The organism is Ruminococcus sp. YRD2003, from assembly GCA_900109435.1.
Taxonomy (GTDB): Bacteria; Bacillota; Clostridia; order Oscillospirales; family Ruminococcaceae; genus Ruminococcus; species Ruminococcus flavefaciens_G.
The window spans coordinates 188,240-212,936 of the sequence record FNZT01000006.1; the positions used below are offsets into that span (position 1 = coordinate 188,240).

21 protein-coding genes are annotated in these 24,697 nt (G+C 48.6%); 5 read left to right on the forward strand and 16 right to left on the reverse strand.

Annotated elements, in window-relative coordinates:
• Window positions 1-14: 14 nt before the first annotated feature.
• Window positions 15-764, forward strand: coding sequence for an NAD(+) synthase (nadE, locus tag BMX22_RS06100; RefSeq protein ID WP_074741590.1), 750 nt, complete (start codon window positions 15-17; stop codon window positions 762-764).
• 91 nt (window positions 765-855) lie between these two features.
• On the opposite strand, the gene BMX22_RS06105 is transcribed toward nadE, so the two are convergent.
• Window positions 856-1,566 carry a GTP pyrophosphokinase gene (locus BMX22_RS06105; RefSeq protein ID WP_318259696.1) on the reverse strand — a complete coding sequence of 237 codons (711 nt, stop codon included), beginning with the start codon at window positions 1,564-1,566 and terminating at the stop codon, window positions 856-858.
• A gap of 68 nt (window positions 1,567-1,634) precedes the next feature.
• A complete protein-coding gene (locus tag BMX22_RS06110) occupies window positions 1,635-3,602 on the reverse strand; it encodes an EAL domain-containing protein (protein WP_074741591.1) in 1,968 nt (655 codons plus the stop codon).
• Window positions 3,603-3,863: 261 nt separating this feature from the next.
• On the opposite strand from BMX22_RS06110, the gene BMX22_RS06115 reads away from it, so the two are divergent.
• Both BMX22_RS06115 and BMX22_RS06120 read left to right on the forward strand, forming a co-directional pair.
• A complete protein-coding gene (locus tag BMX22_RS06115; RefSeq protein WP_074741592.1) occupies window positions 3,864-4,526 on the forward strand; it encodes a metallophosphoesterase family protein in 663 nt (220 codons plus the stop codon).
• A gap of 207 nt (window positions 4,527-4,733) precedes the next feature.
• Window positions 4,734-5,204: a TspO/MBR family protein gene (locus BMX22_RS06120; RefSeq protein WP_074741593.1), complete on the forward strand. Its 471-nt coding sequence runs from the start codon at window positions 4,734-4,736 to the stop codon at window positions 5,202-5,204.
• A 191-nt stretch (window positions 5,205-5,395) separates the two neighbouring features.
• Here BMX22_RS06120 and BMX22_RS06125 read toward each other — a convergent pair whose 3' ends face one another.
• The 14 genes from BMX22_RS06125 to BMX22_RS06190 all read right to left on the reverse strand — a co-directional run bounded on the left by BMX22_RS06125 (window position 5,396) and on the right by BMX22_RS06190 (window position 22,192).
• Window positions 5,396-6,577: an ABC transporter permease gene (locus BMX22_RS06125; protein WP_074741594.1), complete on the reverse strand. Its 1,182-nt coding sequence runs from the start codon at window positions 6,575-6,577 to the stop codon at window positions 5,396-5,398.
• Window positions 6,564-7,694 (reverse strand): ABC transporter permease, encoded by a 1,131-nt coding sequence (locus tag BMX22_RS06130; RefSeq protein WP_074741595.1) that lies wholly within the window; start codon window positions 7,692-7,694, stop codon window positions 6,564-6,566. The genes BMX22_RS06125 and BMX22_RS06130 overlap by 14 nt, the downstream gene beginning before the upstream one ends.
• A gap of 103 nt (window positions 7,695-7,797) precedes the next feature.
• Window positions 7,798-8,748: an ABC transporter ATP-binding protein gene (locus BMX22_RS06135; protein WP_074741596.1), complete on the reverse strand. Its 951-nt coding sequence runs from the start codon at window positions 8,746-8,748 to the stop codon at window positions 7,798-7,800.
• 199 nt (window positions 8,749-8,947) lie between these two features.
• A complete protein-coding gene (locus BMX22_RS06140; protein WP_074741597.1) occupies window positions 8,948-9,484 on the reverse strand; it encodes a hypothetical protein in 537 nt (178 codons plus the stop codon).
• Window positions 9,485-9,783: 299 nt separating this feature from the next.
• A complete protein-coding gene (locus tag BMX22_RS16380) occupies window positions 9,784-11,010 on the reverse strand; it encodes a hypothetical protein (RefSeq protein WP_074741598.1) in 1,227 nt (408 codons plus the stop codon).
• Between the two features lie 62 nt (window positions 11,011-11,072).
• On the reverse strand, window positions 11,073-11,987 hold the full coding sequence (locus tag BMX22_RS06150) for a PP2C family serine/threonine-protein phosphatase (protein ID WP_074741599.1): 915 nt from the start codon (window positions 11,985-11,987) through the stop codon (window positions 11,073-11,075).
• Between the two features lie 48 nt (window positions 11,988-12,035).
• Window positions 12,036-12,878 (reverse strand): vWA domain-containing protein, encoded by an 843-nt coding sequence (locus tag BMX22_RS06155; protein ID WP_074741600.1) that lies wholly within the window; start codon window positions 12,876-12,878, stop codon window positions 12,036-12,038.
• Between the two features lie 27 nt (window positions 12,879-12,905).
• Window positions 12,906-14,249, reverse strand: coding sequence for a protein kinase (locus tag BMX22_RS06160; RefSeq protein ID WP_074741601.1), 1,344 nt, complete (start codon window positions 14,247-14,249; stop codon window positions 12,906-12,908).
• A gap of 42 nt (window positions 14,250-14,291) precedes the next feature.
• Window positions 14,292-15,329, reverse strand: a complete 1,038-nt coding sequence (locus tag BMX22_RS06165; protein ID WP_074741602.1) for a leucine-rich repeat protein — start codon at window positions 15,327-15,329, stop codon at window positions 14,292-14,294.
• 266 nt (window positions 15,330-15,595) lie between these two features.
• Window positions 15,596-17,275, reverse strand: a complete 1,680-nt coding sequence (locus BMX22_RS06170; protein ID WP_074741603.1) for a [Fe-Fe] hydrogenase large subunit C-terminal domain-containing protein — start codon at window positions 17,273-17,275, stop codon at window positions 15,596-15,598.
• Between the two features lie 42 nt (window positions 17,276-17,317).
• On the reverse strand, window positions 17,318-18,379 hold the full coding sequence (locus tag BMX22_RS06175; protein ID WP_143055484.1) for a hypothetical protein: 1,062 nt from the start codon (window positions 18,377-18,379) through the stop codon (window positions 17,318-17,320).
• Between the two features lie 219 nt (window positions 18,380-18,598).
• Window positions 18,599-19,156, reverse strand: a complete 558-nt coding sequence (locus BMX22_RS06180) for a hypothetical protein (protein ID WP_074741605.1) — start codon at window positions 19,154-19,156, stop codon at window positions 18,599-18,601.
• Window positions 19,157-19,562: 406 nt separating this feature from the next.
• Window positions 19,563-20,780: a GGDEF domain-containing protein gene (locus BMX22_RS06185; RefSeq protein ID WP_074741606.1), complete on the reverse strand. Its 1,218-nt coding sequence runs from the start codon at window positions 20,778-20,780 to the stop codon at window positions 19,563-19,565.
• Between the two features lie 14 nt (window positions 20,781-20,794).
• Window positions 20,795-22,192 (reverse strand): substrate-binding domain-containing protein, encoded by a 1,398-nt coding sequence (locus BMX22_RS06190; RefSeq protein WP_074741607.1) that lies wholly within the window; start codon window positions 22,190-22,192, stop codon window positions 20,795-20,797.
• A gap of 726 nt (window positions 22,193-22,918) precedes the next feature.
• Between BMX22_RS06190 and BMX22_RS06195 the strand changes: the two genes are divergently transcribed.
• A complete protein-coding gene (locus BMX22_RS06195; protein WP_074741608.1) occupies window positions 22,919-23,992 on the forward strand; it encodes a sensor histidine kinase in 1,074 nt (357 codons plus the stop codon).
• Window positions 23,989-24,615 carry a response regulator gene (locus tag BMX22_RS06200; protein ID WP_074741609.1) on the forward strand — a complete coding sequence of 209 codons (627 nt, stop codon included), beginning with the start codon at window positions 23,989-23,991 and terminating at the stop codon, window positions 24,613-24,615. Before BMX22_RS06195 ends, BMX22_RS06200 begins: the two co-directional genes overlap by 4 nt.
• Window positions 24,616-24,697 lie beyond the last annotated feature (82 nt).

Here is a 24,697-nt window from a genome sequence, read left to right on the forward strand (position 1 = left end):
CGGAGGTCACAGCTATGAGCTACTCTTTCAATGCGGAAAAGACCGCAAATGACGTCATCAATTGGGTAAGGACATACTTTGAACAGAACGCTTCACCGTCCACATACGCTGTTATCGGCATTTCGGGAGGCAAGGACAGCTCGGTCGCCGCAGCAGTCTGCGCAAAGGCTCTCGGAAAAGACAGAGTTATCGGCGTGCTTATGCCGCAGGGCGAGCAGGCTGACATCTCATTCAGTCACCTCCTCGTGGACACTCTCGGCATCAAGAGCTATACTGTCAACATCGGCGACACAGTAAGCACATTCATGAATGAGCTCAGCAAGCACATCGAGCCCTCTCAGCAGGCTGTCATCAACACTCCCGCACGTATCAGAATGACCACTCTCTACGCTATCGGAGCGTGTGTCGGCGCACGAGTTGTCAACACCTGCAACCTCTCCGAGGACTGGGTGGGCTACTCGACAAAATTCGGAGATGCGGCAGGAGACTTTTCTCCCCTCTCCGACCTTACCGTGACTGAGGTGTTACAGATAGGTGACTATCTCGGACTTCCCAAAGAACTCGTTCACAAGGTTCCGATAGACGGTCTCTGCGGCAAGACTGACGAGGAAAACCTCGGCTTCACCTATGCGGAGCTCGACCGCTATATCCGAGGTCTGACAGACCTCTCCGACAAACCCGAGCTCAAGGCAAAGATAGACCGTATGCACGCAAACAATCTCCACAAGCTGAAACTCATGCCAAAATTCGAGTACAAAGCATAAACAGAACTCCCTGAAGGATCATACTCTTCAGGGAGTTCTCTGTTATAATAAACGTTTTCTCAATGACCGATATTAACAAAGAATAGTTCTATCACTCATTCGTTTCAATATAGTCCCGTATCTCCTGCATACGCCTGTCCCAGCTCGCGCTCTCGTCGGCGCAGCGCTTCAGGTCGCCGCGCAGAACCTCGAGCTTCTCCTGCGAGAGCTCCTTTTTGTAGCGGAGCTTGTGCTCGAGGCTCGCCCAGAAATCCATTGCTATCGTTCTGAGCTGCACCTCCACTTTCGTCAAACGCTTCTCGTTTTCAAGGAATATCGGAACTGCAACTATAAGGTGCAGGCTCCTGTAGCCGTTCGCCTTCGGCTTCTCGATATAGTCCTTGCGCTCAATGAGGAAGATATCGTCCTGACTGAGGAAACAGTCGGCAAGGCGGTAGATATCGTCCATAAATGAGCAAACTACGCGTACGCCTGCGATGTCCGACAGGTTCTCCTCCATATTTGCAAGGGTGACGGGAACACCCCTGTCGTTCAGTTTGTGTATGATACTGCTGTAGCTCTTTATGCGCGACTGTATGAACTCTATCGGGTTGCTCTCCCCGTTCAGCGAGAACTGCTCGTTCAGCACGCGGAACTTGGTCTCTACCTCCATTATCGCGCATTTGTAGTAAGTAAAGAACTGCTTTATAGGCCCTGAGCCTTCCTCTATCATATCTATGAAACTGCTCTCCGTGATATCGCCGTTCGTCATTACACGCATATCACGGACAGGGTCTCTCAGGTCTTGAAATGTGTTTTTCATTATTATCTGCTCCGAATCATTTTTTAGTCAACACCGTACAGATCCCGCCTGACGGCTTTGCAGCGGATCTACGGCGTATCTTCGGCATAAGCTTTGTGCGGTGCTGACTTGGCTTTCAGTTTTTCTTTTGCAAGCACTGCGAGGAATTCTTCCTTCGGCAGCGGACGCGAGAAGTAAAAGCCCTGCAAATAGTCCGCGCCTACCTCTCTGATGAGGTTGAGCTGTGCCTCTGTCTCGATTCCCTCAACAAGCACTTTTCTGCCCATTTGCTTTATCATACGGACTGTGTTCTCGAGAAGTATGCGTCCGAATTCGTGGTCGACAGCGGACCACAGAATGCTCTTGTCTATCTTGATGATGTCGAGGTCCATAGAGAATATCGACATAACGTTCGAGTAGCCTGTACCGTAGTCGTCAAGTGAGAAGCGGAAGCCCGAGCGTTTGAGCTCCGAGACTATCTGCGAGAGCTGGTCGTAGTCGCTCGCAGCTACCGACTCGGTTATCTCAAAGTTTATGCGGCTGCGGTCAATGCCATAGCGGTCAGCCTCTTCGTTGATGCTCTGCACAAAGCCGGGCTTCATGCACTGGAGCACCGAGAGGTTGACGTTGATAGCTTCAATGGTAGTGTCGTCTTTGAGCTCTGTACTGAGGAGCTTGCATACCTCGCCAAGCACAAAGGTATCGAGCACGTCAACAAGTCCCATTTGCTCGGATATCGGGATAAACTCATACGGAGGTATCTTTCCGATAACTTCGTCATCAAGACGGAGCAGAGCCTCCGCGCCGTGAAGACTTCCGTCAGCAAGGTTGAAGGTCGGCTGGTAGTAGACCTCGAAGCTTTCCTTTTTCAGTCCGTTCACGATAGCGCTCTGTATCGCAGAACGGCGAAGAAGGTAGTTAAGGTCATTGCCGCAGAGTATCTTCTTATCGTTACCCTCCGGAACAGGGCTGTCCGCCATATAGAAGGCGTCAGCAGACGACGGCAGGCGCTTTGGCACGTCCGCGAACATTATCACGGCTTTGAGCAGATACTCGTTATCATTTATCGTCCACGGCATATCAAAGCGGACAAGTATCTCCGTCGCAAGATTCTTCACATACTCTTCGTCCTTGTCGAGAATGGTGAGCACGAAGGTCTGAGGGTTCATATTGTAAATGAACGAGCGCGATATCTTCGTTCGCAGGTAGTCACTCATCAGCGTGGAGAGGATGTCTACGTTCTCCGACCCGGTTACTCGCGGGATAATATCGGCGTTCGTGACCTTTATGCACATCACCCACAGTTCGCGCTTGTTGACGATATAGTTGTTTAGGTCAAGCTGAAGCGCCCGTCTGTTGTAAAAGCCCGTGTCGATGTCGATACGGTCGTCCTCTGACTCGACGGCTATCATAATGCCGAGGAGACCCACAGATTCAGCAAACAGCTCTACCTTGACATTAAGGAACAGCAGCTGTATGATTATTCCCCCAAAGCACACCGCAAAGAAATACATTATTGCGATACGGCGGTTCATAACTACAGCCTTCCACGTGTATATCATGGTGAACATACATACCGCAAGATAGAATCCCGCCGAAAGATAGAGGGTGATCTCCGCATATCCTCGACAGAATTCACGGTTCTCGTCATAGTAGAAGAACCAGTTCAGGAACGGATCCAGGAAAAGTGCGACCTCGGCAACTATCAGCGGCAGCGAAAAAATGATACGCCGCAATCGGCTGTAACGCGACGATGCACCTGTTACGACATTGACGTACACGAGCACTATAGGCGGTATAAGGGCGTGGAGCATAAAGTAGAAGAACTCGCTCACCTTAATCAGGTTGAACACGCTCTCATACTCAAAGCGGAACGGGTAGCAGAGCTCCACTATTATCTGAGATATCGAATTGAGCGAAAGCAGCCCCGCTATCAGCAGGAAAAGCTTGTTGTTGAGCTTGGCGGTACGCTGCTGTATGAGAGTGAAAAATATAGTAGTTATGAGGATAAGCAGCGCCGAAGCATAAAAAGCTATATGAAAGAAGTCTGGACGCATAAGTATTCTCCTTTGTATATGTGTACAGCACTATGCTGACGGGCTGAGTCAAATGGTATTTTTATACAAAGATATTATACCATAATGCTAAAAAATAATCAAGTATCAATATATTATTTTTCCAATGGCTCTTGTTGGATCACAGTAATAAAACGGAAGTTTGACTCTCGCCTGTTGATTTTTGCTGAAATGTGTGTTATACTATTAAACAGATATATAGGCTCTTAGCTTCGCGAAGACAACAAAACGGAGGAATCATAAATGGTTTACGTTACAGGAGATACTCACGGCGACCTTACCCGCTTCAAAGACCCGCAGATGAAAAAGCTGCGCAAGGGCGACACTCTCATTATCTGCGGCGATTTCGGCTTCATCTGGAACGGCTCAAAGCAGGAACGCTCCGCCCTGAGAAAGCTCGCTGCCAAGGATTTCACTATCGCCTTTATCGACGGCTGTCACGAGAACTTCGATATCCTTGAAAGCTATCCCACAGAAACATGGAACGGAGGCATGGCGCGCGTTATAGCTCCAAACCTCATACACCTCATGCGCGGACAGATTTACACTATCGAAGGCAAGCGCATTTTCACCTTCGGCGGCGGTCACAGTCAGGACCTCGAATTCAGAAGCGACACCGACTGGTGGGAGCGTGAACAGCCGACCCATGAGGAGATAATGGAGGCTGTCGACAACCTCGAAAAGCACGGCAACTCCGTAGACTACGTCATCACTCACGAGCCGCCCGCCTCGGTCAAGGACTGCCTCGGCGTGGATGTGTTCGAGCGCATAGAAGTACACGCGCTGTTCGAGGAGATAATCAAATCGTGTACGTATCAGAAGTGGTTCTTCGGCAAATGCCACATCGACAAGAATATCCCCGTAAAGTTCTACGCGTTGTTCAATAACGTTACTCCGCTCAAATGAGATAGAAGCTGTAAAATTATACTGCTCTTTTTAGTGTGCTTCCCTTAGCGGAAATTGTGGGCTACCGAGCCGTAAAGTTACGGCACCATATTCGGCAGCCTGCGAAACAGGCTAAAGGGACACCATTTAGGGCGAGCATTCGCTTCAGCAGAATAAATCCGACAGATCCGTCATAGAATTTACCATAACTTCTTTAGGAGGAGAATTATGAAAAAATTCAGTTTGACGGATCTGCTTATTTTTATCGTTTCAGCCGAATTGGTCGGCGCATTCTCAGCCCTGCTCTCGGGCGGCTTCACTGACATCTATAACAGGCTCACGCGCCCGCCGTTCTCGCCGCCCGCTGCGGTATTCCCCATTGTGTGGACTGTGCTCTACGCCCTCATGGGTATCTCCGCATACCTCGTATGGCGCACCGATACCAGTGCTTCCCGCCGCGCACTCGGAGTTTACGCCATACAGCTCGCGATAAACTTCTCATGGAGCATAGTTTTCTTTCGATTTGAAGCACTGCTCGCGGCGGCAATAGTAGCTGTACTGCTGCTTGCCGCAGTCGGAAGCATGGTGTGGAGCTTCTTCGGTGTAAACAAAAAAGCTGCATACCTCCAGCTCCCGTATCTGGCATGGAGCCTCTTTGCCGCCTACCTTGCAGCAGGCACATATCTGCTAAACAGGTAATTTTTCTTCCAGATTTTTTGCATTGAAAACCGCATCACTATGAGGTATAATTAAGTTATCCCAAGGGGGAAATCACTTATGGAGGTAATCGGTTATGTGCTTCAGAAATATCTGGTCCATTCTTTGCAAGCTCTGCGGATGCTGCTAAGATGAATGAGAAAGGACAGTCCTGATCGGACTGTCCTTTGCTTTTATTCCTGTGTTTTTGGAGCGAGTCGGGGTAGTCTGATAGCTGTACTCGTATATTTCACGCGGCTTACAACGACTGCTATGAGCAGCAGAGCTGCTGCAAAGCCACACTCGATGAGCAGATAAGCCGCGAGACGCTTGCCGTCGAATGCCTCCGAGCCGCTGAGCATCTCCACAACATTGACATACCAGTAGGCAGGCAGGAATTTCGCAGCTGCGAGAACTCCGTCTCCGAGCATAGACTGCGGGATAAATACTCCGCAGAGGAAACTTGAGCCGAGACCGATTATCTGAGTCATGAGATTTACGACCGTATCAGACGGCTCGAACGCGCATATCAGCAGTGCAATTGATGTACATACAAGCGTGTAGATGAAGCTGTTGAGCACAGCAAACCACGCATAGCCCTTGAACATACCGCCGTTTTGTATGACTGATACCACCATCAGTGCTGTCCACAGCATTACTATGAACAGAGTGCTGCCTGCGAATACCGCCATGGTATAGGTGGTCGGCTTCATACATGAGCAGTTCGTGCGGAAACGGAATTCCTTCTTGCTGAGCTTCAGCAGTACGGGACAAAGTGCGTTGATGATGACCGATATGAGAATATATGTCATATAACGGAAGTTCGCGGAGGTCGATTCGCTGAAATTCTCGGTCCCATTGGAGCGTGCAACAGTGACCTCTGCTTCGGTGAGCACGGCTTCGGCGGCGCTCTCCTGTGCGGAGGAGATGTCCATGCCGCCTGCTGTATAGGCTCTCACGGAGCTGACATAGCTGTCGAGGAGCTGTGATACCATGACTGTCGCATAGGAGTCATGTATATGATAGGTCGAGAACATCCCGTCTGACGCGCCTCCTGCGAGCTTCTCGGAGTAGCCGTCGTTGATGATGAGCACATAGTTGACAGTCTCGAAATAAAGCGCCTGCATTATCTTGTCCTTGTCGTTCTCGAGCTCTTTGAGCTTGTGCTTCCTGCCGATAAACTCGACAAGAGCTCTGCTCTCGGGCGTATCGTCCTCGTCGAAAACAGCTATTGTCATTGGCGTGTCCTTGAAGTTCCTGTCGGACGCAGCTGACTTCGCCATGGGGATAGATACAGATACGAAAACGATAACATATATCATTGAAGTGAAGATATTCTTCTTCAATATCTTCATGAAGAGCTTAAAGACTTGCATATTTTCTCCTCCTTACCATAAGAAGTCCGAGTATATAGAAGATGAGCGATATCACAAGCATAGTGAGTATCTTAGTCACAAACACCCTGTAGCCGCTGTAGAGATTGAGTGCTGATATACTGTCCGTGACAAGAGCAGCGGGATTGATGTTGTTGAACCACGGCGCTTTTTCAGCCATTATAGGCTTCATATTGGCGACCATAAGCCCGCTGAGGAAGCACATAGTCATCGACACGCTCATGCATATGCCGACCTTCGCCCCCTGCTTCATTCTGCCGATAGAGCCGATAAAGAAGCCGAATGAGACTCCGAGTATGCCGCCGCATATCGCCGCAACGTATACGAGCGGAAGCCTGTCGCCGTAGTCGACCTTCAGCACGAATGCCGTGAAGCTCACGCATATTATCATACATATCGACTGCACTATCCACGTACCTGTGAGGCTCGCGAGTATACCTACCGACTTCGGTGTTGCCGAGCAGTTCTTGCGCGCGCCAAGCTCCGAAAGGTTTGCCTGCTGACCTATCGCGACGTGAAGTCCCGTGACTGAGCCATACATAGCCACCATTGCGATAAGGTTGTAAAAATACTGGATGTAGAAGTCGAGATTGCCATTGGTCAGCTTTGCCTCCTCGGAGGTGTTTATCTCCTCGGAGAGCGCTGCGATAACTGCCTGCATCTTAGACGGGTCGCTCGTCATCGTATCGGTGATTATCTTCTCGCGGAGCATATACTGCTCGACAAAGAGCTTGAGCACGGACTGCTCTGCGCCGTCGCCTGAAACTGTGAGAGTCAGCTTGTCGCCCGAGTATATGATGCCTTTGATATCGCCGTCCTTCAGCTTTTTCAGTGCCTCGTCCTCGCTGAGGTACTCCGCGTCAAGCAGGGCTTCATCTGTGCCCGATACGCTCTCGATAACAGAGCGGAACACTTCATTATCTGCTGTCTCGACTATTGCTGTGGGGATTGCCGTGACCTTTGTCTGCTTCTCATACAGACTGCCGAAAGCTATCTTGAAAAACGTTCCAAGAATTATCGGGAAAAGTATCAGCCAGAAAATGAGGTCTCTCACGCGGAGCGAGCTCTTTATCTCGTATAATAAATTGTGCAGGAACATATCTATCCTCCGTTTTTCCGTAGGGGCGCATTCCTGTGCGCCCGTGTTTATGTCTTTGTTTGCGGGCGAGCGGAACTCGCCCCTACATTATTAGCTCTGAGCCTTATTCCTCTTTGTCGCGGAGTGCCTTGCCTGTTATTTCAAGGAATACCTCGTTGAGCGTCGGGAGCTCCGAATATACGCGTCCGAAGCCGAGCTCGCGCTTCTGCAATACTTCAAGTGCGCGTATGAGATTGTGCTTGCCGCCCGAACAGCTTATCACGAGCAGCTTTTCGTCGTATTTCACGTCGTATACGTGCGGGAGAGCCCTCATCTCCGCGAGCACATCTTCTCCGAGCCCGAGCGCTTCGATTGAGATGGTCTCGGTGTTCTTTATCATGCGCTTGAGCTCGTCCTTCGTGCCCTCTGCGACCTTTCTGCCTCTGTCCATTATCGCGATACGCGTACATATCTGCTCTACCTCCTCCATATAGTGGGAGGTGTAGATTATCGTCACGCCGTTCTTGTTGAGCTCCTGTATGCCCTCGAGTATCTTGTTGCGGCTCTGCGGGTCGACGGCTACTGTCGGCTCGTCGAGGATTATAAGCTTTGGCTTGTGAGCTATGCCGCAGGCTATGTTCAGTCTGCGGAGAAGTCCTCCCGATAGCTTCTTCGGATAGAACTTGGTGAATTCTTCAAGTCCGACGAACTTTATCGCCTCTTCGACGTACTGCTTTCGCAGCTTCTTGTCCGTGATATAGAGCCCGCAGAAGTAGTCGATGTTCTCATAGACAGTCAGTTCCTCGCTGACTACGACATTTTGCATGATGACACCTATGTCCTTCTTTATATCGTAGCTCACGGGAGTCATCTTCTTGCCGAATATCTCGATACTGCCTTTGTCGAACGAAAGCAGCGAAAGCAGGCAGTTTATCGTGGTCGTCTTGCCTGAACCGTTAGGTCCGAGCAGACCGAATATCTCGCCTTCCTTTATTTCGAGACTGAAGTGGTCGAGCGCTACGAGCTCACCGTATCTCTTGACGAGATTGTCTATTTTTACAACAGTTTTTTCCATATTTTACCTCCTGTATGGCATCTGTGTTTCTCACTGTATCCATTATAGCTCATACGCCGCAGGAATTGAAGTGTCCCATGTCAGTTTTTTCATATGACAAATGTCATATTCCGAGGATCCACCCGAAAACAAAAAAAGCCGTAAGGAAACCTGTCCTTACGGCTATAATGCTTTTCATTTTAAAGTATCAGGTCGGAGCTTATTTCAGAACAACGCCCCAGTTTGAACTGATCTTATGATACAAGCGTACCTTCTCCTTCTTCTTCTGCTTCTTTAACATCAGAAGCACTCCTGCTGTGATAAGAAGTGTAAGGAGGACGCCGAGCACTATCATCGGTATTCCCGCACCCAATGCAAAGAACAGCAATGCCCATACGATAATAGCAGCAATGAGGATAAGAGGCAGACAGAACGAAGTGAAGTTTCTGTTCTTTACCTTGATATAATGCTGAATATCGCTGATAGATAGCATTTCATAGTTACGTGCAATGAAGTTGTCCGGCTGAGCCCATTTGCAAAAAGCAGCGAGGCTGTCAAACTTTGCGTTATAATCCTGATAATCGTGAAATTTTTCATTGAAACGAGCAACACGGTAGAGCACATTGACGCTTCCGCCGGGATTGGTCTCAGCGTCCATAACGTGAATGATCGTGCCTGCTGCAGCCTGACCTTTCACATTTTTTGTGATAAGATACTTTCGGTCTACCGCTTCATCTATATTTAGCAAATGAGTCATAAAAATACCTTCCTTGACTTTAAGAATAATACTAAACGAATGTGGATACGGCGAATCAAGCCCGCGGATGTAACAGATGCTTTAGTTCCACATTTATTTTAACACAAGCTTAAAAACTTTGCAAGACAAAACAAAGATTTTAAACAAGCTCTGTGTATTAATAAACAAGGCATTCAAGTTCTGCTCGTATCAGCTATTGTGTGCAAGCCATACAAGCATGATACATCTGCATTCATAAGACGGAGCAAACTTCTCACATCTTTCAAGCTGCTGAAACAGCGTTCATTTCACGCCTGATATCAGAGCTTGTTCTTGAATTTTTCGTTAGCCTTAGCGACTTTTTTTCGTTCCTTAGCCTGCTTGAGCATATCTGCCTTTGAAAGGCTTTCACCCTCGGGGATAGCATCATCATCATCAAGGAAGCTGGAGAGGCGCTTCTTGAAAGCACCGCCGTCTCCGTTTGATAGCATAACGCTGCGCGCCTGATTGGCATTTCCTCCGTGCATTGCCGAGCCCTGATACATTGAGCTCTGACCGCCTACGCCGTATGGAGCTGCCTGCGGGAAACCGCCCTGCTGAGGATAACCGTTGGGCTGGTAAACAGAACCGTGTGCTCCGCCATTGTAGGGACTTGCCTGCGGGAAGCCTCCCTGCTGCGGGAAGCCCTGCTGCGGATAGCCCTGAGGGTAGCCCTGCTGCGGATAACCCTGGGGATAACCCTGCTGCGGGAAGCCCTGCTGTGGATAGCCCTGAGGATAACCTTGCTGCGGGAAGCCCTGCTGCGGATAACCCTGGGGATAACCCTGCTGCGGGAAGCCCGGCTGCGGATAACCCTGAGGATAACCCTGCTGCGGGAAGCCCGGCTGCGGATTCTCAGCATTCTGAGCTGCATAAGGATTATTGAATCCGCTTGCGCCCTGCTGCTGAGCGTCGGCAGGCTGGTCGTAGAACGACTTTACCTCCGAAGCGCCTGCTGATGAGGAAGCAAAGGGATTTGACTCATCAATATCGAATCCGTTGACGAACTCTGCGGGAGCTGCAAGAGAAGGAGCCTCATCGGTCGGTGCCTCCTGCGAAGCTTCGGGAGCTGTCTCCTGCGGAGCGTCAAAGTCATCATATCCGCTCATAAAGTCCTCGACCGCATTCGGTAAAAGACTCGCGCACGTAGCTGTTTCCTCCAAGGAGAGAACTACCTCACAACTGCCGTTTTCGGGTGCGGCATTCACGAGTATTCTGAGTGCATTTTCGCTCGGTTCAAAGAAGCTGTTGTCATCAATCGTGACTATCATCATCTGATGAGCTTTCTCACCGGCTGTTACCAGCAGCATCGCCGCTACCTCTTCGGCAGGGAGGGCCTCGGGATTACCTTCGTTTATAGCAATACTCGTTACGCCCGAGAATACGTTTCCTGATTCTGCAACGATAAGTGCAAGGCAGGCGTCAGGGTCAGCCTCTAAATACGGATAGCGCTGCTTCAGGATACCTGCAAGGTATTTCGCGGTCTCGTAAAGTGAATTTATTTCCATATACTGCCTATTTCCTTTCTGAAAGATTCGTGACTGTTTACAAACTGAGCACTTTTATGTTATCATTCCGTCTCAACATGCTTTTTTAGTCTTTCTGCCTTTCTGTCGGCTGCACGCTGTTTATTGGCAGAAACCTCGGAAGCTATCAGCTCCGACTTTTCCTCAAGCAGCTCCTTGTCATAGATACATGAGAGTGAGATATCGTCCTCTGTTCCGAAGTGAGCACGCTTTGTAAGGTTATTGACGATGATATTCTTGAAGCTGTCAATATCGCCCAGCTGGCTTGTAATTATGGTATGATAATCAAGGAAGTCAAATTCGCTTCCAAAGGAGGTATAGAGTCCGTCGGTCGAAGTGAACATGGCGATGAGCTTCTGCTTATCGCGGTAGAATGCGCTGAAAAGTCCGGCTGCATTTGAATTGCACATCGACGCCGTAACGTTCGCCGGGGCTGCTTCATTGTACTCCATTGGCATCACAGCCTTTCCGTCATCGAATATAGCGACCAGAGTACCGTCACCGATCTGTACGCCGAAAGTGAACTTTTTCCCTGCGACTCCGACTATCAGGGTCGTGCCATAATATGACTCCGGCGGGATAGCTTCAAATTCCTCTTCCGTGAATTTGCTCTTTTCCTCTTCTGTTACAGGATTGTTCTTTATATGCTCTTCAACAAGACGATTCCAGTCAGAGATGATCTGCTTCTGGATATTTTTGATTATCATCCTGTGATTCTTCGGAAAGCTCTCTTCAAAGCTTTTCTTGTCGGCATAGAATCTGTCTATCGTTGAGATAGTTGCCTCAACGGCAAATTTCGAGCCTATATTGCTGCGAAAGTGCTTTTTGCTGCCGTGACCGTCGGCTACGACGCATACAGCATAATCATCACAGACCTTATAGGCAGAACTGTCCTGACAAACCAGACCTGTCTTTTCATGACTCGCACCCATGACCGAGTGACTGAAACCATTGAACATTAAATCTCGGACCCCTTCCAGTATTTTTTATCAGGTGATAAGGTCGGTTTACCAGCCTGTATCGAAAGGAACATCGTCTGTTTCTGTTTTTCCGACGAGTTCCTGTATCTGCTGACCGAGGAGCTTCTGCTTTGCTGCAAAAACGTCCTCTTCGCCAAGCTCGTGGCTCGTATCGTCGGAGAGAGTCATACTCTTGCTTCCTATCTGAGAAGAGGTAACAGCGATGATCTTTATCATCTGTGCGAGCTGGCCGCCTGAATATGCGTGAACAACTGTATCGGGCGAACCTGTGAATTCGGCGAGAACATTGTCGTTAGCCTCGTTGCCGATACCAAGAGCAGCTTTAAGGCCGAACTTGTACCAGCTGTTAGCCTGGAGCTCCTTGAGTCCTGCCTTATAATCGTCTGAGGGATAACCGTCAGTCATAAGGAAGATAACGGGAGCGAACGAGAGCGAAGGCGAATTGAGGAAGCCGTTGCGCGACATTCTCACATTGAGCTCCTTCAGAGCAGCTCCAAGGCTGGTAACGCCGCTTGCACGGAGTCTTGCCCACTCAAATTCTTCTATCGGGATAGGTGTTGAATACATCCATCTTACATCGGTCGAGAAAGTGAGGACAGCTACCTTGACTTCGGTATCAGCCTCGCCGACCTTGCGTATCTCGGGGATGAGCTCTTCCATAACGGTATTGAGCTCGCCCATCTTCTTGCCCTTCATACTTCCCGAAGTATCAATAAGGAAGAAGATCACAAGGCTCTTTCTTGAAACGCCTGTTGCACTGAGGGGATCGTCGTCGAAATCGAGCGGATCGTTTACAGCTGAGTTAGCAGTATAATCGGGAGCAGCAGGATTCGTTGCCGCATTTGCGCCGATAATATTATCGTTATTCATAAAATACATCCTTTCAGTAAGCTGAAATTAGATTTGGGCTTTGATCTCGCCAAAGTCGATCTCGAGACCCTGCCATACCGGGAAACCCTTTCCCGGAGCTATATCGTAAAAAACGCCGTCAGGCATTTTTGCACGCCATTTTCTGTCTGAGCAATTCTTTATTCCGAGAACTCCGGGCTTCAGCTTGTTCTCGACAAGCTCTCCCGCGACCTTCATAAATTCCTCGGATTCGGGGTTCATCTCGCACTCATAGAACTTGCAGCCGAGGTAGAGCGGCATACGGTAGCTCCTGTTGCTGAAGCCGAGAGTTGAGAATTCCATGCCGCACTTGGGGCACTTGAACGTCTTTTCGGTAGGCTGTACGAACATAGAAGCGAAATTCGTTCTTCCGCAGCCGCACATGATTATCTCGGAACGCAGTCTGATGAAGAGCTTCTGCCATTCATTCTCGATTATACGCTTTGTCGGGTCGGTTATTCCGATCGTGAACGAGCGGATAAATGCGTCCTTTATGTAATCGGGATAAATTCTCCAGAATTTTATAACGTTGTCGTGGATACCTCTTACGGGACGGTTGGAAGCATCATTCGGGTCATATACGAATACTGCGTTCTGACCGTAGTGCTTCAGCTCTGACGATTCGGTGAGGCAAACATCTCTGACCACCTTTTCGCCCTCCATGGGATCGCCTCGGAAGAGGAGCTTGAACAGTACGACCGCAAGCGAATACTTATCGGTCTGTACGTTCGGCTGAGCGATGCCTCTTACGACCTCGGGAGCCATATATCCCGGCTTGCCGCCGATACCGAAGTTGCTGCCGTCAGGAGCGATGTTATCACAGTCGCAGACGAGCACTGCACCCGTATTAACGTTTATGAAGAAGCCTCCGTCGTTAAGGTCCTGATAGCTCTTGCCTGCTCTGTGGAGGAGGCGGAAGGAATTAACGATATTGATAACAGCTGTTATCATAGCTGTGAGGCTGCTGAACTTGACGTCCTTCTTCACAGCTCTTCCCGTGAGCGGGTCGACCTCGAGCTTGTAGGTGTTGAGTATATCAACGAAGGAATCGAAGCCATCGGGCTTGAGGTCCATGATATACCCGAATGTTCCGTCCTCGGTCTCCTTTGTTAGGTATTTCGGCCAGAGGAACTTATTGTCGGGAGGACCGTCCGCGATATTGCTGCGGAGATTCTTCAGAAACTCCTTTGGCTTTTTCATCTTGTCTATGTCATACCATTTCAGCGCCCATTTCTGTCCGTTGAAACGCACAAGGTATACCGTACCCTGTCCGCCGCTGCCGATAACACTTAAAACCTGCGCCTTTCCGCCGAATTCGAGTTCGACTTCCTGACCAATTTCAAGCTCTGTCATATAATTACATCCTTTCGTTTGTGGTGTATTCTGTCATGAGTATCAATCATCATCTTCAATTCCTGCTGTTGTAACGAGTCTATAATCGATGCGGTTCGACAGGCAGAATTTATGAACATATGAATTTTCAAAGCAGTGTATCGTGAGATTCGGACAGTATGAGAAAGCGTTTGTATCAATGAACTTTACGCTTTCGGGCAGATACAGCTTTCGGAGCTTTTCGCAGCCCGAGAAAGCCTCAGCACCTATACTGCTGACTGTATCGGGGATATCTATCGTTTCAAGGCTCGTGCAGAACGAGAACGTGCTGTCTTCTATCTCAAGTATGCCTGACGGTATCTTTACCATTGCGAGCTTAGCGCACTGGCAGAATGCGCCCTGCTTGATGACCCTGAGCGAATCAGGCAGCTCAAGACCTCTCAGACGCTTGCACGATGAGAAAGCATACTCGCCTATCGCAAGCAGCGACGAAGGAAGCTTTACCGTTCTGAGCGAACCAAATCCGTCGAAGCAGAAGCTTTCTATCTTGGTATAGCCCTCTGCTATCTCGATATTGCTTCTCAGGCGGTATCTTACAGCATCTATCGGTCGGAACACCTTATCGTCTATGCTCACACGCACCGCTTTCTTTTCTGGCACGGGTTCGTGGTCGTTTTCATCGGTGACTATCCTCATCGGTGATTCATACGGCCAGCCGATAAGATACGTAAAACAGGCAAGAACAAATTCCGCAGCATTTTCTGCAAGGAACACATCACCGAGCATGAAGCTCTTTGCCTTCATGATGGCTATCTCCCTGTTATCGTCTGCAAGGAGCATCCTGAACACGCCAAGATTGTACATATTCTGAAGCAAACGGCGTTCCTTGTCGTGGTCGGGGATGTGATCATAGAGCAGACCGATAAACTGTTTTTTGTTCATTACTGCTCTCGGACCGTTGTCCACGACTATAGCTCTTAGCTGATGCTGAAATTCGATAGTGTTCTCAAAGCCCTCGATGGTCTGCGGAACAGGTGCTCCGCAGGACGGGCAGGCGACATATTTGGTTTTCAGTTCAGTACCGCATTTTTCGCACTGCATAGTTTCCCTCCTGATATTAGCGCTCAGCGAAGAGGGGCAGCATTAAAAAACTGCTGCAAGCCAAGCAAAATTGTATTAAAATCGTAATCTATTATAGTTTAATTATATCACTTATTGGTATAAAAGTCAAGGAACATAACGCCGAACATACGGCATCATTTTGCACACATTGCACAAAAGCCCATAGTCCTTTTCGCGTCTTATTTTGCATGATAATTAAAAAAATGATAATTACCTAAATGATATAATATAAACCTATAATTATTTTATTTTTTCATATCCTTGACAAGAACTTCGTTTATGCTCTCTACAAGCGAAGTGATCTTGGATACCGACTCCTTTATCACTACCGAGCTCTCGTTCGTGGTATTGACATTGTCGTCAAGGTCGCTGAAAGCATCGATAGTCATATTGAGTATACCGATAAGCTGTTCTACACTTTCCGCGTCCATCGTCGGATTTTCCGAGCAGAATGTAACGATATTCCGAAGCAGATCCTTAACTACAGCAGCACGCTCCTTTGTAGCAGAGGTCGATTCGTCGATAGAATCCATACTGCTGGTGATATTGACGATATCCTCCTTCAGCTTATCCGAAAGCTCAAGACATTCCGCTGTGACTTCCTCAAGCTTCTCATTCTTGACAGAGAGGGTCGAATGTCTCGCGATAAGGACTGATTTCGCGTGGATAATGCAGTTATCGGGCGTATTCAGTCCACGTGCTATCGCAACAGCCATGTCCTTGCAGGAATTGAAGCCGCAGGCGTGGCAGTTGAACTCCCTGTCCTCCTTGGAAAGCTTTCCCATTTTCTTATAAATGGGCTCGAGCTGCTGATCTGACGGAACAGGAGAAGGAACAGACGGCTTGTAGTTGCGCAGGAAGTCGGATTGACGGAGCTCCTCGTCGAAGCGCTTGAAGAGCTTATCATCTCCTCTGCCCATGAATCCCGATTTGCGGCGGTTCTTCGCTTCATTCTCGACCTTTCGCATTACGTCCATAACGTCGAAAACGGTCTGATCCGTTTTTGCGGCAGGTCCGATGTTGCAGCCGAAATCACACGAGAGAACATCAAATATCTGCGGATGCTTTACTTCAGGCATCCTTGCATACATATTGAGCTCGTCGTATACATTGCGAACGCCCTTTGAAGTCGTTATATTGATATCGGGGTTATGGAGCCAGAGATTGTCCCTCAGTCCGCCAGGACGCGAGTAGATACTTCCCATCTGTCCCTGAACATCATCAAATTTATACTCATAGCTGTCATTTGTATCGGCAGGAAAGCTTATGCCGTTTCTTTCAAAGTAATCCATAAGCTTGTCGATAGTGATGTTGTAGTCTATGAGCCCCGTATCCGAAAACTCTATTTTTTTTGCGATACAGGTTGAAAGATAAGCAATGGGGTTATTGCGGCGCAGATATTGTTTCACGTATACAGCCGAGCAGGCAGCAGGGCTGTGTATAGGTGAGAGATTCTGAAGCATCTGCGGCTGGTATGTCTCTATGTACTTAACGATAGCCGAGCACGGCTGAGTAACGCGATTCCCCATGGAACCCTGTTCAATGGCTCTTATATGTGCCCAAGTGCAGATATCTGCACCGAATGATCCGTCATATACAGTACATCCCTGTCCTTTGAACCAGTCGAGCACGCCCTTCCATTTCGTGGGAAGAGCCGCCTTGATAGCAGGAGAGACGATCAGAATAAGCTTTTCTTTGATAAGGTGTGACATTCCCTCTTCGGTATCATCGATATAATCTCTTGCTCCGTGATTGCAGATACGTACACATTCACCGCAGGCAATACACTTGTCAGGGTTTACGGATATTATGAACCTGCCGTCATCGAGTTGTTTGACAGTATTGGCTTCGGGTGCGGGACAGCTTCTTATACATGAATTACAGCCTGTACATTTCTCGGGTTTAACAATAATCAATTCATTCATCGTGTGGTACTCCTTGTATGTCTAAGAATTAGAATTATACTATTATTTTTCCTTCAGAGCTTTAGCCTGCTTGACAAGTGCAGCAAGGTCTATCTTGCCGTTCTTGCCTGTGTTATTGCTCTTACTGTTATCCGATGCTTCTGTATTGTCATCCGCCTCGTCGCCGTCAGCAGCCGCCTCCAGCTTTTCAGCCGCGGACTCTTCTTCCGACCGTGCCGTTTCGGGCTCAGTTTTTTTCTTTGGCTTTTCTTCACTTTCAAGAGGAGCCGTCCTTACGGGACGTTCAGGATATTCGGGAGCGAATCTCACTGCCTCCTCGGGCTCGGTATCGCCGCTTGTCCTGAATGCCTCCTCAGTTTTGCCGAGGAGTTCCTCACATCCGCCGATACTGTCCGCGCTGCTCTCCTTGAAGCTGTCGAGCGCCGCCTTCAGTTCTCCGAGCTGACCGCCGAGCTCACTGAGCTTAGTGAGCACAGACTCTCTCGCACTGTAAAGGGCAGTTCTCTTTTGACTTTCCGCCACATTCTTGGCATCTGCGATTATCTCGGCAGCCTTGCACTCTGCCTCATATATTATCATTTTGCTCTCATCGTTAGCGTAAGCGACCGCTCTTTCAGCAGCTGCGGCAGCCGAGCTTTCGATCTCCTCCGCCTTTTCCTTCGCAGCGTCTTCGAGCATATTTGCTGATTTTTTCGCTTCGATAAAGACCGAGCTAAGAGCCGCCGCCTCGTCATCAGCCTTAGCGGCAGCCAGCTGAGTATTGACTTCCGTCATCTTTGAATCAGCCGCCTCGAGCGAGGCTTTCAGCTTTTTTATCTCTTCCTCATACTTTTTGTTTTCGTCCTCAGCCGTTTCAAGCTTAACGGCAAGCTCTTCGCTGTAGACCTGAGCTTCCGTCAGCTTTGCTCGCTCTTCGGCAAGGACTGTCTCTATGCTTTCGCGGATATCCCTGCCTTCCTTACTGCTTTCGAGCAGGAGTTTCGTCTCACGAAGTTCATTCTTCAAGCCGAATAATTCTTCGTTTAAGGAATCGATCCTGCGCAGTACATCGGTCTTGTCGTAACCGCCGTATGTAACTGTTCTTAAAAAATGAGTTCCTGCCATTTTCTTATCTTCCCCCCAAGATATCAGAATACTGTCGGCGCCGCTCTTCATCAGCTGGATCGCGCCCGACATTTCCGTTATAAACACCTTTAATTATACTACATATAAAAAGTAAAGTCAATATATATTAAATAAGAATGTGGTTAGGAACTGGCAATTTTTAACAAATCGCCACTTAACTCAGCAGTCGTATGGTCCGTCATGTATAAAATGGCGTCATTACCATTCGGATTCACACGAGCTGATAAGCGCCTGTACCTCGGGTTTCTCGTAAAGTCCGAGATCAAACAGCTTATCCGCCTGCTTGCGCGTTATTGAGCCGCGCTCGGAGTGAACGTACAGGCTGTGACTGCGTTCCTTGCCGTCCCACGAATCTATGACCTCGAGCCAGCCCTTTCTGTGAAGTGTCAGCTCAGGGTATTTTTCAGTGCTGTACAGCGTGCGCACGATAGATTCGGCGCATTTGTTGTGACCTGTATAGCCGCATGAGTAGGTATCGCCCTCGGGAGATATCCACCCAAGCTTGAAAGCGGGATCGTTGTGCTTGAACATTCTCTCCAGCGGGAGAGGAAATGCCTTATCAGATTCGATGACCTCGACAAAATGCTTGTCATTGGGGTCGAATCTGTAGTATCCTCCCCTGTCGTCAAAAACGACAGGAAGCTGTTCCTCGCGGATAAGCCCCTCAAAACCCGTACCTTCGACCTCTGTGAGCGAATCTGCATAGCGATAGCAATACTGCCCCGTATCGTTCGTATATACGGCGTATTTTTTCATTCCGAAATTATCCTCCTCAAAGTTTTCCCATATTTCCTTTATAATGCATAATACTCCATTCTTATTAATTTTAGCGCGATTAGACCTGTTTGTCAAGAGTGATATCCGCAATTATTGGTAGTTTTCGTATGATCCGACAATTTTTGGCAAGTTGCCTAAATTCAACTCTGAAAAAAAGCAAAATGACTATCCGCGCAATAATTTAATCATCATTTAAGTTTGGCGCTTGTAAAAGATCCGCCCCTTCCTTGAGGTAATACCGCACAAAGATTGTGCCGAAGGTGCGAAGTGAGATTTTTCGTCAGATTGTATAGGAAGCCCTTGACATACGTCAGTATGCCTGCGGTCTTTGTGCGGTGTTGCCTCAAAAAAACCGCCCCGTGTTTCCACGGGGCGGTCGGCAAGTTTACATATTCACAACGGTATTTACCATATTTCCGCCGTTCATCTTAGCGTTTCTCATCGTAGTGTCAAGCTTTACAAGAAGCGAGTTTACGTTGAGGCAGTCACCGGGGAGATAATGGTATGCCGCACCCGAAACTGTGAGCTGAACCGTGAGGTTGAGGACAGTAAACGGAGCGCTCATAACAGCGTGTATCTTAGGTATGAACGCCATAGACTGGCTCTCTGTGAATTCCTTGTTGAATACAAAGCAGAACTCGTTGCCGGTGATATTATATATCTCAGCAACGCTGCCGAATTCCTCTTTGAGCTTCTCAGCGATAGCAGCGAGATACTCGTCACCAAACTCATAACCGTATGTATCGTTGATGATACGGAAGTTATCCATGTCAAATACGGCAATATTGAAGCGGTCGGATTCAAGGCGTCCGCTGATATCACTATCGAGTGCATAGCGGTTCTTCATACCTGTAAGGAGGTTTGTAAGAGCGAGGTCCGAAGCCTTCTGTCTTGTGGACTTGAGCTTTGCGCCGACCTCCTTGAGGTTCTTCTCACGCTCCTCAAGCTCGATACGAGCCTTTCTTGCTCTTCTTGCAGCTATGAATATAGCGAGCTCACCGAGAACAAGAATGGCAGCCATGATAAGCTCGGTAACGTAGAATATCCTTCCTGTTCTTGCCTGCTGTCTTGCAGTGTTGGCTGCATTGATACCGATAGTAGCGATGAGCATCTCGGTAGCAGTTGTCTCAAGGGGGTAGATATCCTGAGTATAAATATCCTTCAGGTTGTCGGTATCAGCAATTCCCTCTCCGTTCTTTATAGGTTCAAGAACGGTTGAAAGCCGGTTATGGTAAGCCTCGAGGAATACTCTCGCGTGGCGGCAGCGCTTGACTGTCGCTTCGCTGAGTCCTTCATAGTTTTCAAAGGTTTCGAGCTTTTCACCTATAGAGTTGAAGGAACCTTCGATGCTCTCGGCGATAGCCGCCTGACTCTGGTCAGTACCGATGTCTGCGATGATCGTAAGAACTCGCTGGTTGATGCTCTGCAGCTCACCATTGACAGAGTTGATAGTATTCATCGTAGTGGAGGTTTTTAAACCGACCTCGGTAATGCCGTGAAAGAGGTAATAAACGAGGACCATGTTTGCTGCGGTTACTAATGCGAGCAGGATAGCTGCAAGCGTATATGCAGTGGAACGGTTTGCATTGTTAGTTTTTGCCATTACTCTGACCTCCTTTAAGCTTTTTCGGGATACAGCAGGAGCTGAATGTCGTCATCATTGATATTCTTTGCGGATATCCATGTAACGCCCGTATCCAGCGAGCCGCTAACACCGCTGCCCTGCGAAGCTTGTATAGCGTATCTTGTACCGATATATCCGATGTTGTAAGGGTTCTGGATGATAGTACCGTCAAGCACGCCCGACTTGATGTACTTGAGCTCCTGCTCGTCCGAATTGAAGCCCACAACGGTTATCGTATCAGCAAGATCAAGCTCTTCTACAGCCTGACAAGCACCGAGAGTAGTATTCGTATTTGTTGTGTACAGAACTCTGATATCGCTGTTTTCGGTCAGAAGCTTCTTAGCCTCCTCATATGCAGCCTCCTGAGTACCGCAGCGCTGACCCTCGATGAAGTAGGAACCGATATCCATAGAGCCGCCCTGTCCCGCGCCCTCGGGAGGACCGCCCTGAGTCGTTTCCTCAACAGCATCAGCCTTAGTGGGCTCCTCTGCTGCTGATGCGTCTCCGCCCAGAGCTGCCTGAACAGCAGCCTCTACAGCCTTTTCGGAAGCGCCCGCGCCTGCCGAACGTGCAGCACGCTCAGCCGCAGATTTAACTGCTTCCTCGGGAGCACCCGCCGCTGAAGCCTGAGCAGCCGCGGATTTTGCAGCATTCAGCATACCTTCGGTGGGCTTGTCCTTTTCGTCAGCCTGCGCCTGTGCCTGAGCAGCAGCCTGAGCCTGAGCAGCAGCCTGTTCCGCAGCAGCCTTAGCCTGTTCCGCAGCAGCCTTAGCCTGTGCCTCTGCACGCTTGCCCCTCAGCTGTCCGAGCAGAGGAGAGTATGTAGCTCTGAAGCCTGTGATACGGAGCTCTGCTGTAGAAGCAGTATGACCTATCACTGCTACCTTTCCTATCTCATCTTCATCCGAGAGCTCATCGAGGTAAAGACGCGCTGCATTTCTTGCAGCAACAGCGCCGCCGTCGAAGTCGGTCGAACCAACGTAAGATGTTATCTTATCATAGTTTGCACGCGAGTTGATGTTGACTATCTTGATGCCCTTGCTTGTTGCTCTGTCGAACGCCTCATTGAGCTCGTCTGTGTCGTTGGGAGCGATAACTATCGCCTTTGCGCCCTGTTTGATGGCGTCGTTGATATACTCTATCTGGCTTGCGTAGTCATTATCGCTCGAAGCACAGTAGTAGAGCATCTCATATCCCATCTCCTCACAGCAGTCATCAGCGCCCTTTTTGACCTCTTCCCAGAATGAGACCTTCTCATTTTTACAGATGACAGCAACTTTCCCGCCAATGTTCTGCGGCTTACCGCAAGCTGTAGCAGAAACAAGCATTGTCAGTGATACAGAACAGGCTGCTATTCTTTGGAAAATGCCATTTCTTTTCAGTTTGTTCATGAAAATGAACCTCCTTATTCTTTATATTTCCCTTGTTTCTTCGGATAGAGCAAGAGAATTGATACTGTTTCACGGGAAGCCTTTGGGACGTGACGGGCTCTCCGCAAAACTTTTTTGCTCATTAATGATATGTTATCCCCGATATGAGCTTCACGTACATATATATTTTATCATATTTCTCTGAAAAAAACAATAATTAAGTATGCACAATTCATTTGTAATTTTGCCGATTTTTTCGATTTAAAATTGTCAAATTGTATAATTTTTTACAGTTAGTTATTCCAAATCAAAAAACAACCTTTGGTAAATCCACAGTTTAACTGACAGAAGCAGAAGTTTACAATGAACAGCCTGCGATACTGATGTGTAAAACTATGCTATCATTTCTTGCTTTTCCGAAAAAAATATGTTATAAGCGGCGTGTCGCCGCCTCCGGTTTCGCGGCAAAGCTGAAAAAAACGGAATATTCCCCCGCGCGGCTTGCTATTTCCGTAATAATATGTTATAATCTAACTATTGTTACTTAGGCAATATATAATGATAAATATTTCGTCGGTCTGCGGCGAGGCGAGAATAAACGGAACGTTCCGGCAGTGCATGGCTATTCGCTCGCCTGCCTGATTATCAGTCGGACACCGTCCGCATCGGTTCCACCACGCCCCGTTAGTCCGCTGCGCAGATTTTACGATACTTGATTGCCACATTATAACGTGAAGGGAGCAGCTTATGGGTATCATATTGGACAAGCTCGCACTGCTGTTTCTGTGTGCGATAAACTTTTCATTCTCAGACAGCAGCGTCATTTCCGTGACGTGTCTGTTAATACTCATTATAGCCTCGTCTCTCTCGGAAGTCTTCAAAGAGCGGCGTTTCAGTTCGGTATTCCCGCTCGTGTACTCCTGCGGCTGCATATTTCTGCCCGAACTGGTTTGCGGAGCTCCGCTCATACTGTACGACAGCCTCCGCATGAAAAAATGGTACACTGCTCTCCCGCTTTTCGCGGCGGTTCTAAAGCTCGAACACTTCAGGCATATCCAGTTCCCGATACTGCTCGCAGGACTCTTCATTGCAGCAGTATTCTATCTGCGGGTGTTCCGACTTGAAGAGCAGGTCAGCTTTCTGCGCTCAATGAGGGATGAAGTCGCCGAAAAGAACCTCGAGCTCGATGACCGCAACAGGCAGCTTGCCGATGCACAGGACAATGAGGTACGCATCGCAACGCTCCGCGAGCGCAACCGTATCGCACGAGAGATACACGACAATGTCGGACATATGCTGACGCGGTCACTTTTGCAGTCGGGAGCTCTCATAGTAATAAACAAGGACGAAAATATGAAAGGACCTCTCGAAGAGCTTCGCTCCACGCTCGACAGTGCCATGACAAGTATCCGTCAGAGCGTACACGACCTCCACGACGATTCTCTCGACCTGCGCAAGGTCATCGAGGACAGCGCCTCCGCCGCCAATGAGCGGTTCACGGTAAAGCTCGACTACGATATCAGCAGCAGTGCTCCCGCGAAGATAAAGCTTTGCATCGCGGGCATCGTTAAAGAGGGAGTTTCCAATGCAATAAAGCATTCAAACGGCAATAAGCTCGATATATCCGTCCGTGAGCACCCCGCCTTCTATCAGCTTCTGATAATGGACAACGGGAGTTCGGACACCATAAACGAAACAGGCATAGGACTGAAAAATATGCGGGACAGAATAGAAGGCGTGGGCGGCTTCATCAGCTTTGCACCCTCAGACGACGGATTCCGCGTATTCGCTTCGATACCCAAGAATAAGGAGAACATATGAATATTGCAGTAATAGATGATGACAAGCTCGTAGCACTCTCGCTGAAAACGATACTCGAAAGCACAGGAAATATAACCGTAGCGGCTATGGGCACTAACGGCGAAGAAGCTATCTCGATATACCGCGAAACACATCCCGACGTTATGCTTATGGATATCCGCATGGAAGGCATGACAGGTCTTGAAGCAGGAACTCAGATACTCAAGGAAGACCAGTCTGCCCGCATACTCTACCTCACAACATTCGCAGACGACGAATACATAATCAAAGCGCTGAATATGGGAGCAAAGGGCTATATCCTCAAACAGGACTTCGACGGTATAGCTCCCGCGCTCGAAGCTGTGATGAACGGGCAGACCGTGTTCGGCGAACGCATTATCACCAAGATACCCGAACTGATGAAACCAAAGAGCGACTACGACTTTGCCTCTCACGGGATAAATGACAAGGAGCGTGAGATAATGGAGCTCGTCGCAGAGGGGCTCAGCAATAAAGAGATAGCCGCGAAGCTCTATCTCGGGGACGGCACAGTCCGCAACTACATAAGCACCCTGCTTGAGAAGCTCTGCCTCCGCGACAGAACTCAGCTTGCGGTGTACTATTATACAGAGGTAAGAAAATAAGTTGCCAAAGGCACACCGATATCGTTCACTGCACAATGAAAAAGCCTTAAAGAAGCATGAGCTTCTTTAAGGCTTTTTTTAC

What these genes read in the sequence shown, in the direction of transcription:
- nadE (WP_074741590.1), top strand. Translation starts at nt 15, where the DNA reads ATGAGCTACTCTTTCAATGCGGAAAAGACCGCAAATGACGTCATCAAT.
- BMX22_RS06105 (WP_318259696.1), bottom strand. Translation starts at nt 1,566, where the DNA reads ATGAAAAACACATTTCAAGACCTGAGAGACCCTGTCCGTGATATGCGT.
- BMX22_RS06110 (WP_074741591.1), bottom strand. Translation starts at nt 3,602, where the DNA reads ATGCGTCCAGACTTCTTTCATATAGCTTTTTATGCTTCGGCGCTGCTT.
- BMX22_RS06115 (WP_074741592.1), top strand. Translation starts at nt 3,864, where the DNA reads ATGGTTTACGTTACAGGAGATACTCACGGCGACCTTACCCGCTTCAAA.
- BMX22_RS06120 (WP_074741593.1), top strand. Translation starts at nt 4,734, where the DNA reads ATGAAAAAATTCAGTTTGACGGATCTGCTTATTTTTATCGTTTCAGCC.
- BMX22_RS06125 (WP_074741594.1), bottom strand. Translation starts at nt 6,577, where the DNA reads ATGCAAGTCTTTAAGCTCTTCATGAAGATATTGAAGAAGAATATCTTC.
- BMX22_RS06130 (WP_074741595.1), bottom strand. Translation starts at nt 7,694, where the DNA reads ATGTTCCTGCACAATTTATTATACGAGATAAAGAGCTCGCTCCGCGTG.
- BMX22_RS06135 (WP_074741596.1), bottom strand. Translation starts at nt 8,748, where the DNA reads ATGGAAAAAACTGTTGTAAAAATAGACAATCTCGTCAAGAGATACGGT.
- BMX22_RS06140 (WP_074741597.1), bottom strand. Translation starts at nt 9,484, where the DNA reads ATGACTCATTTGCTAAATATAGATGAAGCGGTAGACCGAAAGTATCTT.
- BMX22_RS16380 (WP_074741598.1), bottom strand. Translation starts at nt 11,010, where the DNA reads ATGGAAATAAATTCACTTTACGAGACCGCGAAATACCTTGCAGGTATC.
- BMX22_RS06150 (WP_074741599.1), bottom strand. Translation starts at nt 11,987, where the DNA reads ATGTTCAATGGTTTCAGTCACTCGGTCATGGGTGCGAGTCATGAAAAG.
- BMX22_RS06155 (WP_074741600.1), bottom strand. Translation starts at nt 12,878, where the DNA reads ATGAATAACGATAATATTATCGGCGCAAATGCGGCAACGAATCCTGCT.
- BMX22_RS06160 (WP_074741601.1), bottom strand. Translation starts at nt 14,249, where the DNA reads ATGACAGAGCTTGAAATTGGTCAGGAAGTCGAACTCGAATTCGGCGGA.
- BMX22_RS06165 (WP_074741602.1), bottom strand. Translation starts at nt 15,329, where the DNA reads ATGCAGTGCGAAAAATGCGGTACTGAACTGAAAACCAAATATGTCGCC.
- BMX22_RS06170 (WP_074741603.1), bottom strand. Translation starts at nt 17,275, where the DNA reads ATGAATGAATTGATTATTGTTAAACCCGAGAAATGTACAGGCTGTAAT.
- BMX22_RS06175 (WP_143055484.1), bottom strand. Translation starts at nt 18,379, where the DNA reads ATGGCAGGAACTCATTTTTTAAGAACAGTTACATACGGCGGTTACGAC.
- BMX22_RS06180 (WP_074741605.1), bottom strand. Translation starts at nt 19,156, where the DNA reads ATGAAAAAATACGCCGTATATACGAACGATACGGGGCAGTATTGCTAT.
- BMX22_RS06185 (WP_074741606.1), bottom strand. Translation starts at nt 20,780, where the DNA reads ATGGCAAAAACTAACAATGCAAACCGTTCCACTGCATATACGCTTGCA.
- BMX22_RS06190 (WP_074741607.1), bottom strand. Translation starts at nt 22,192, where the DNA reads ATGAACAAACTGAAAAGAAATGGCATTTTCCAAAGAATAGCAGCCTGT.
- BMX22_RS06195 (WP_074741608.1), top strand. Translation starts at nt 22,919, where the DNA reads ATGGGTATCATATTGGACAAGCTCGCACTGCTGTTTCTGTGTGCGATA.
- BMX22_RS06200 (WP_074741609.1), top strand. Translation starts at nt 23,989, where the DNA reads ATGAATATTGCAGTAATAGATGATGACAAGCTCGTAGCACTCTCGCTG.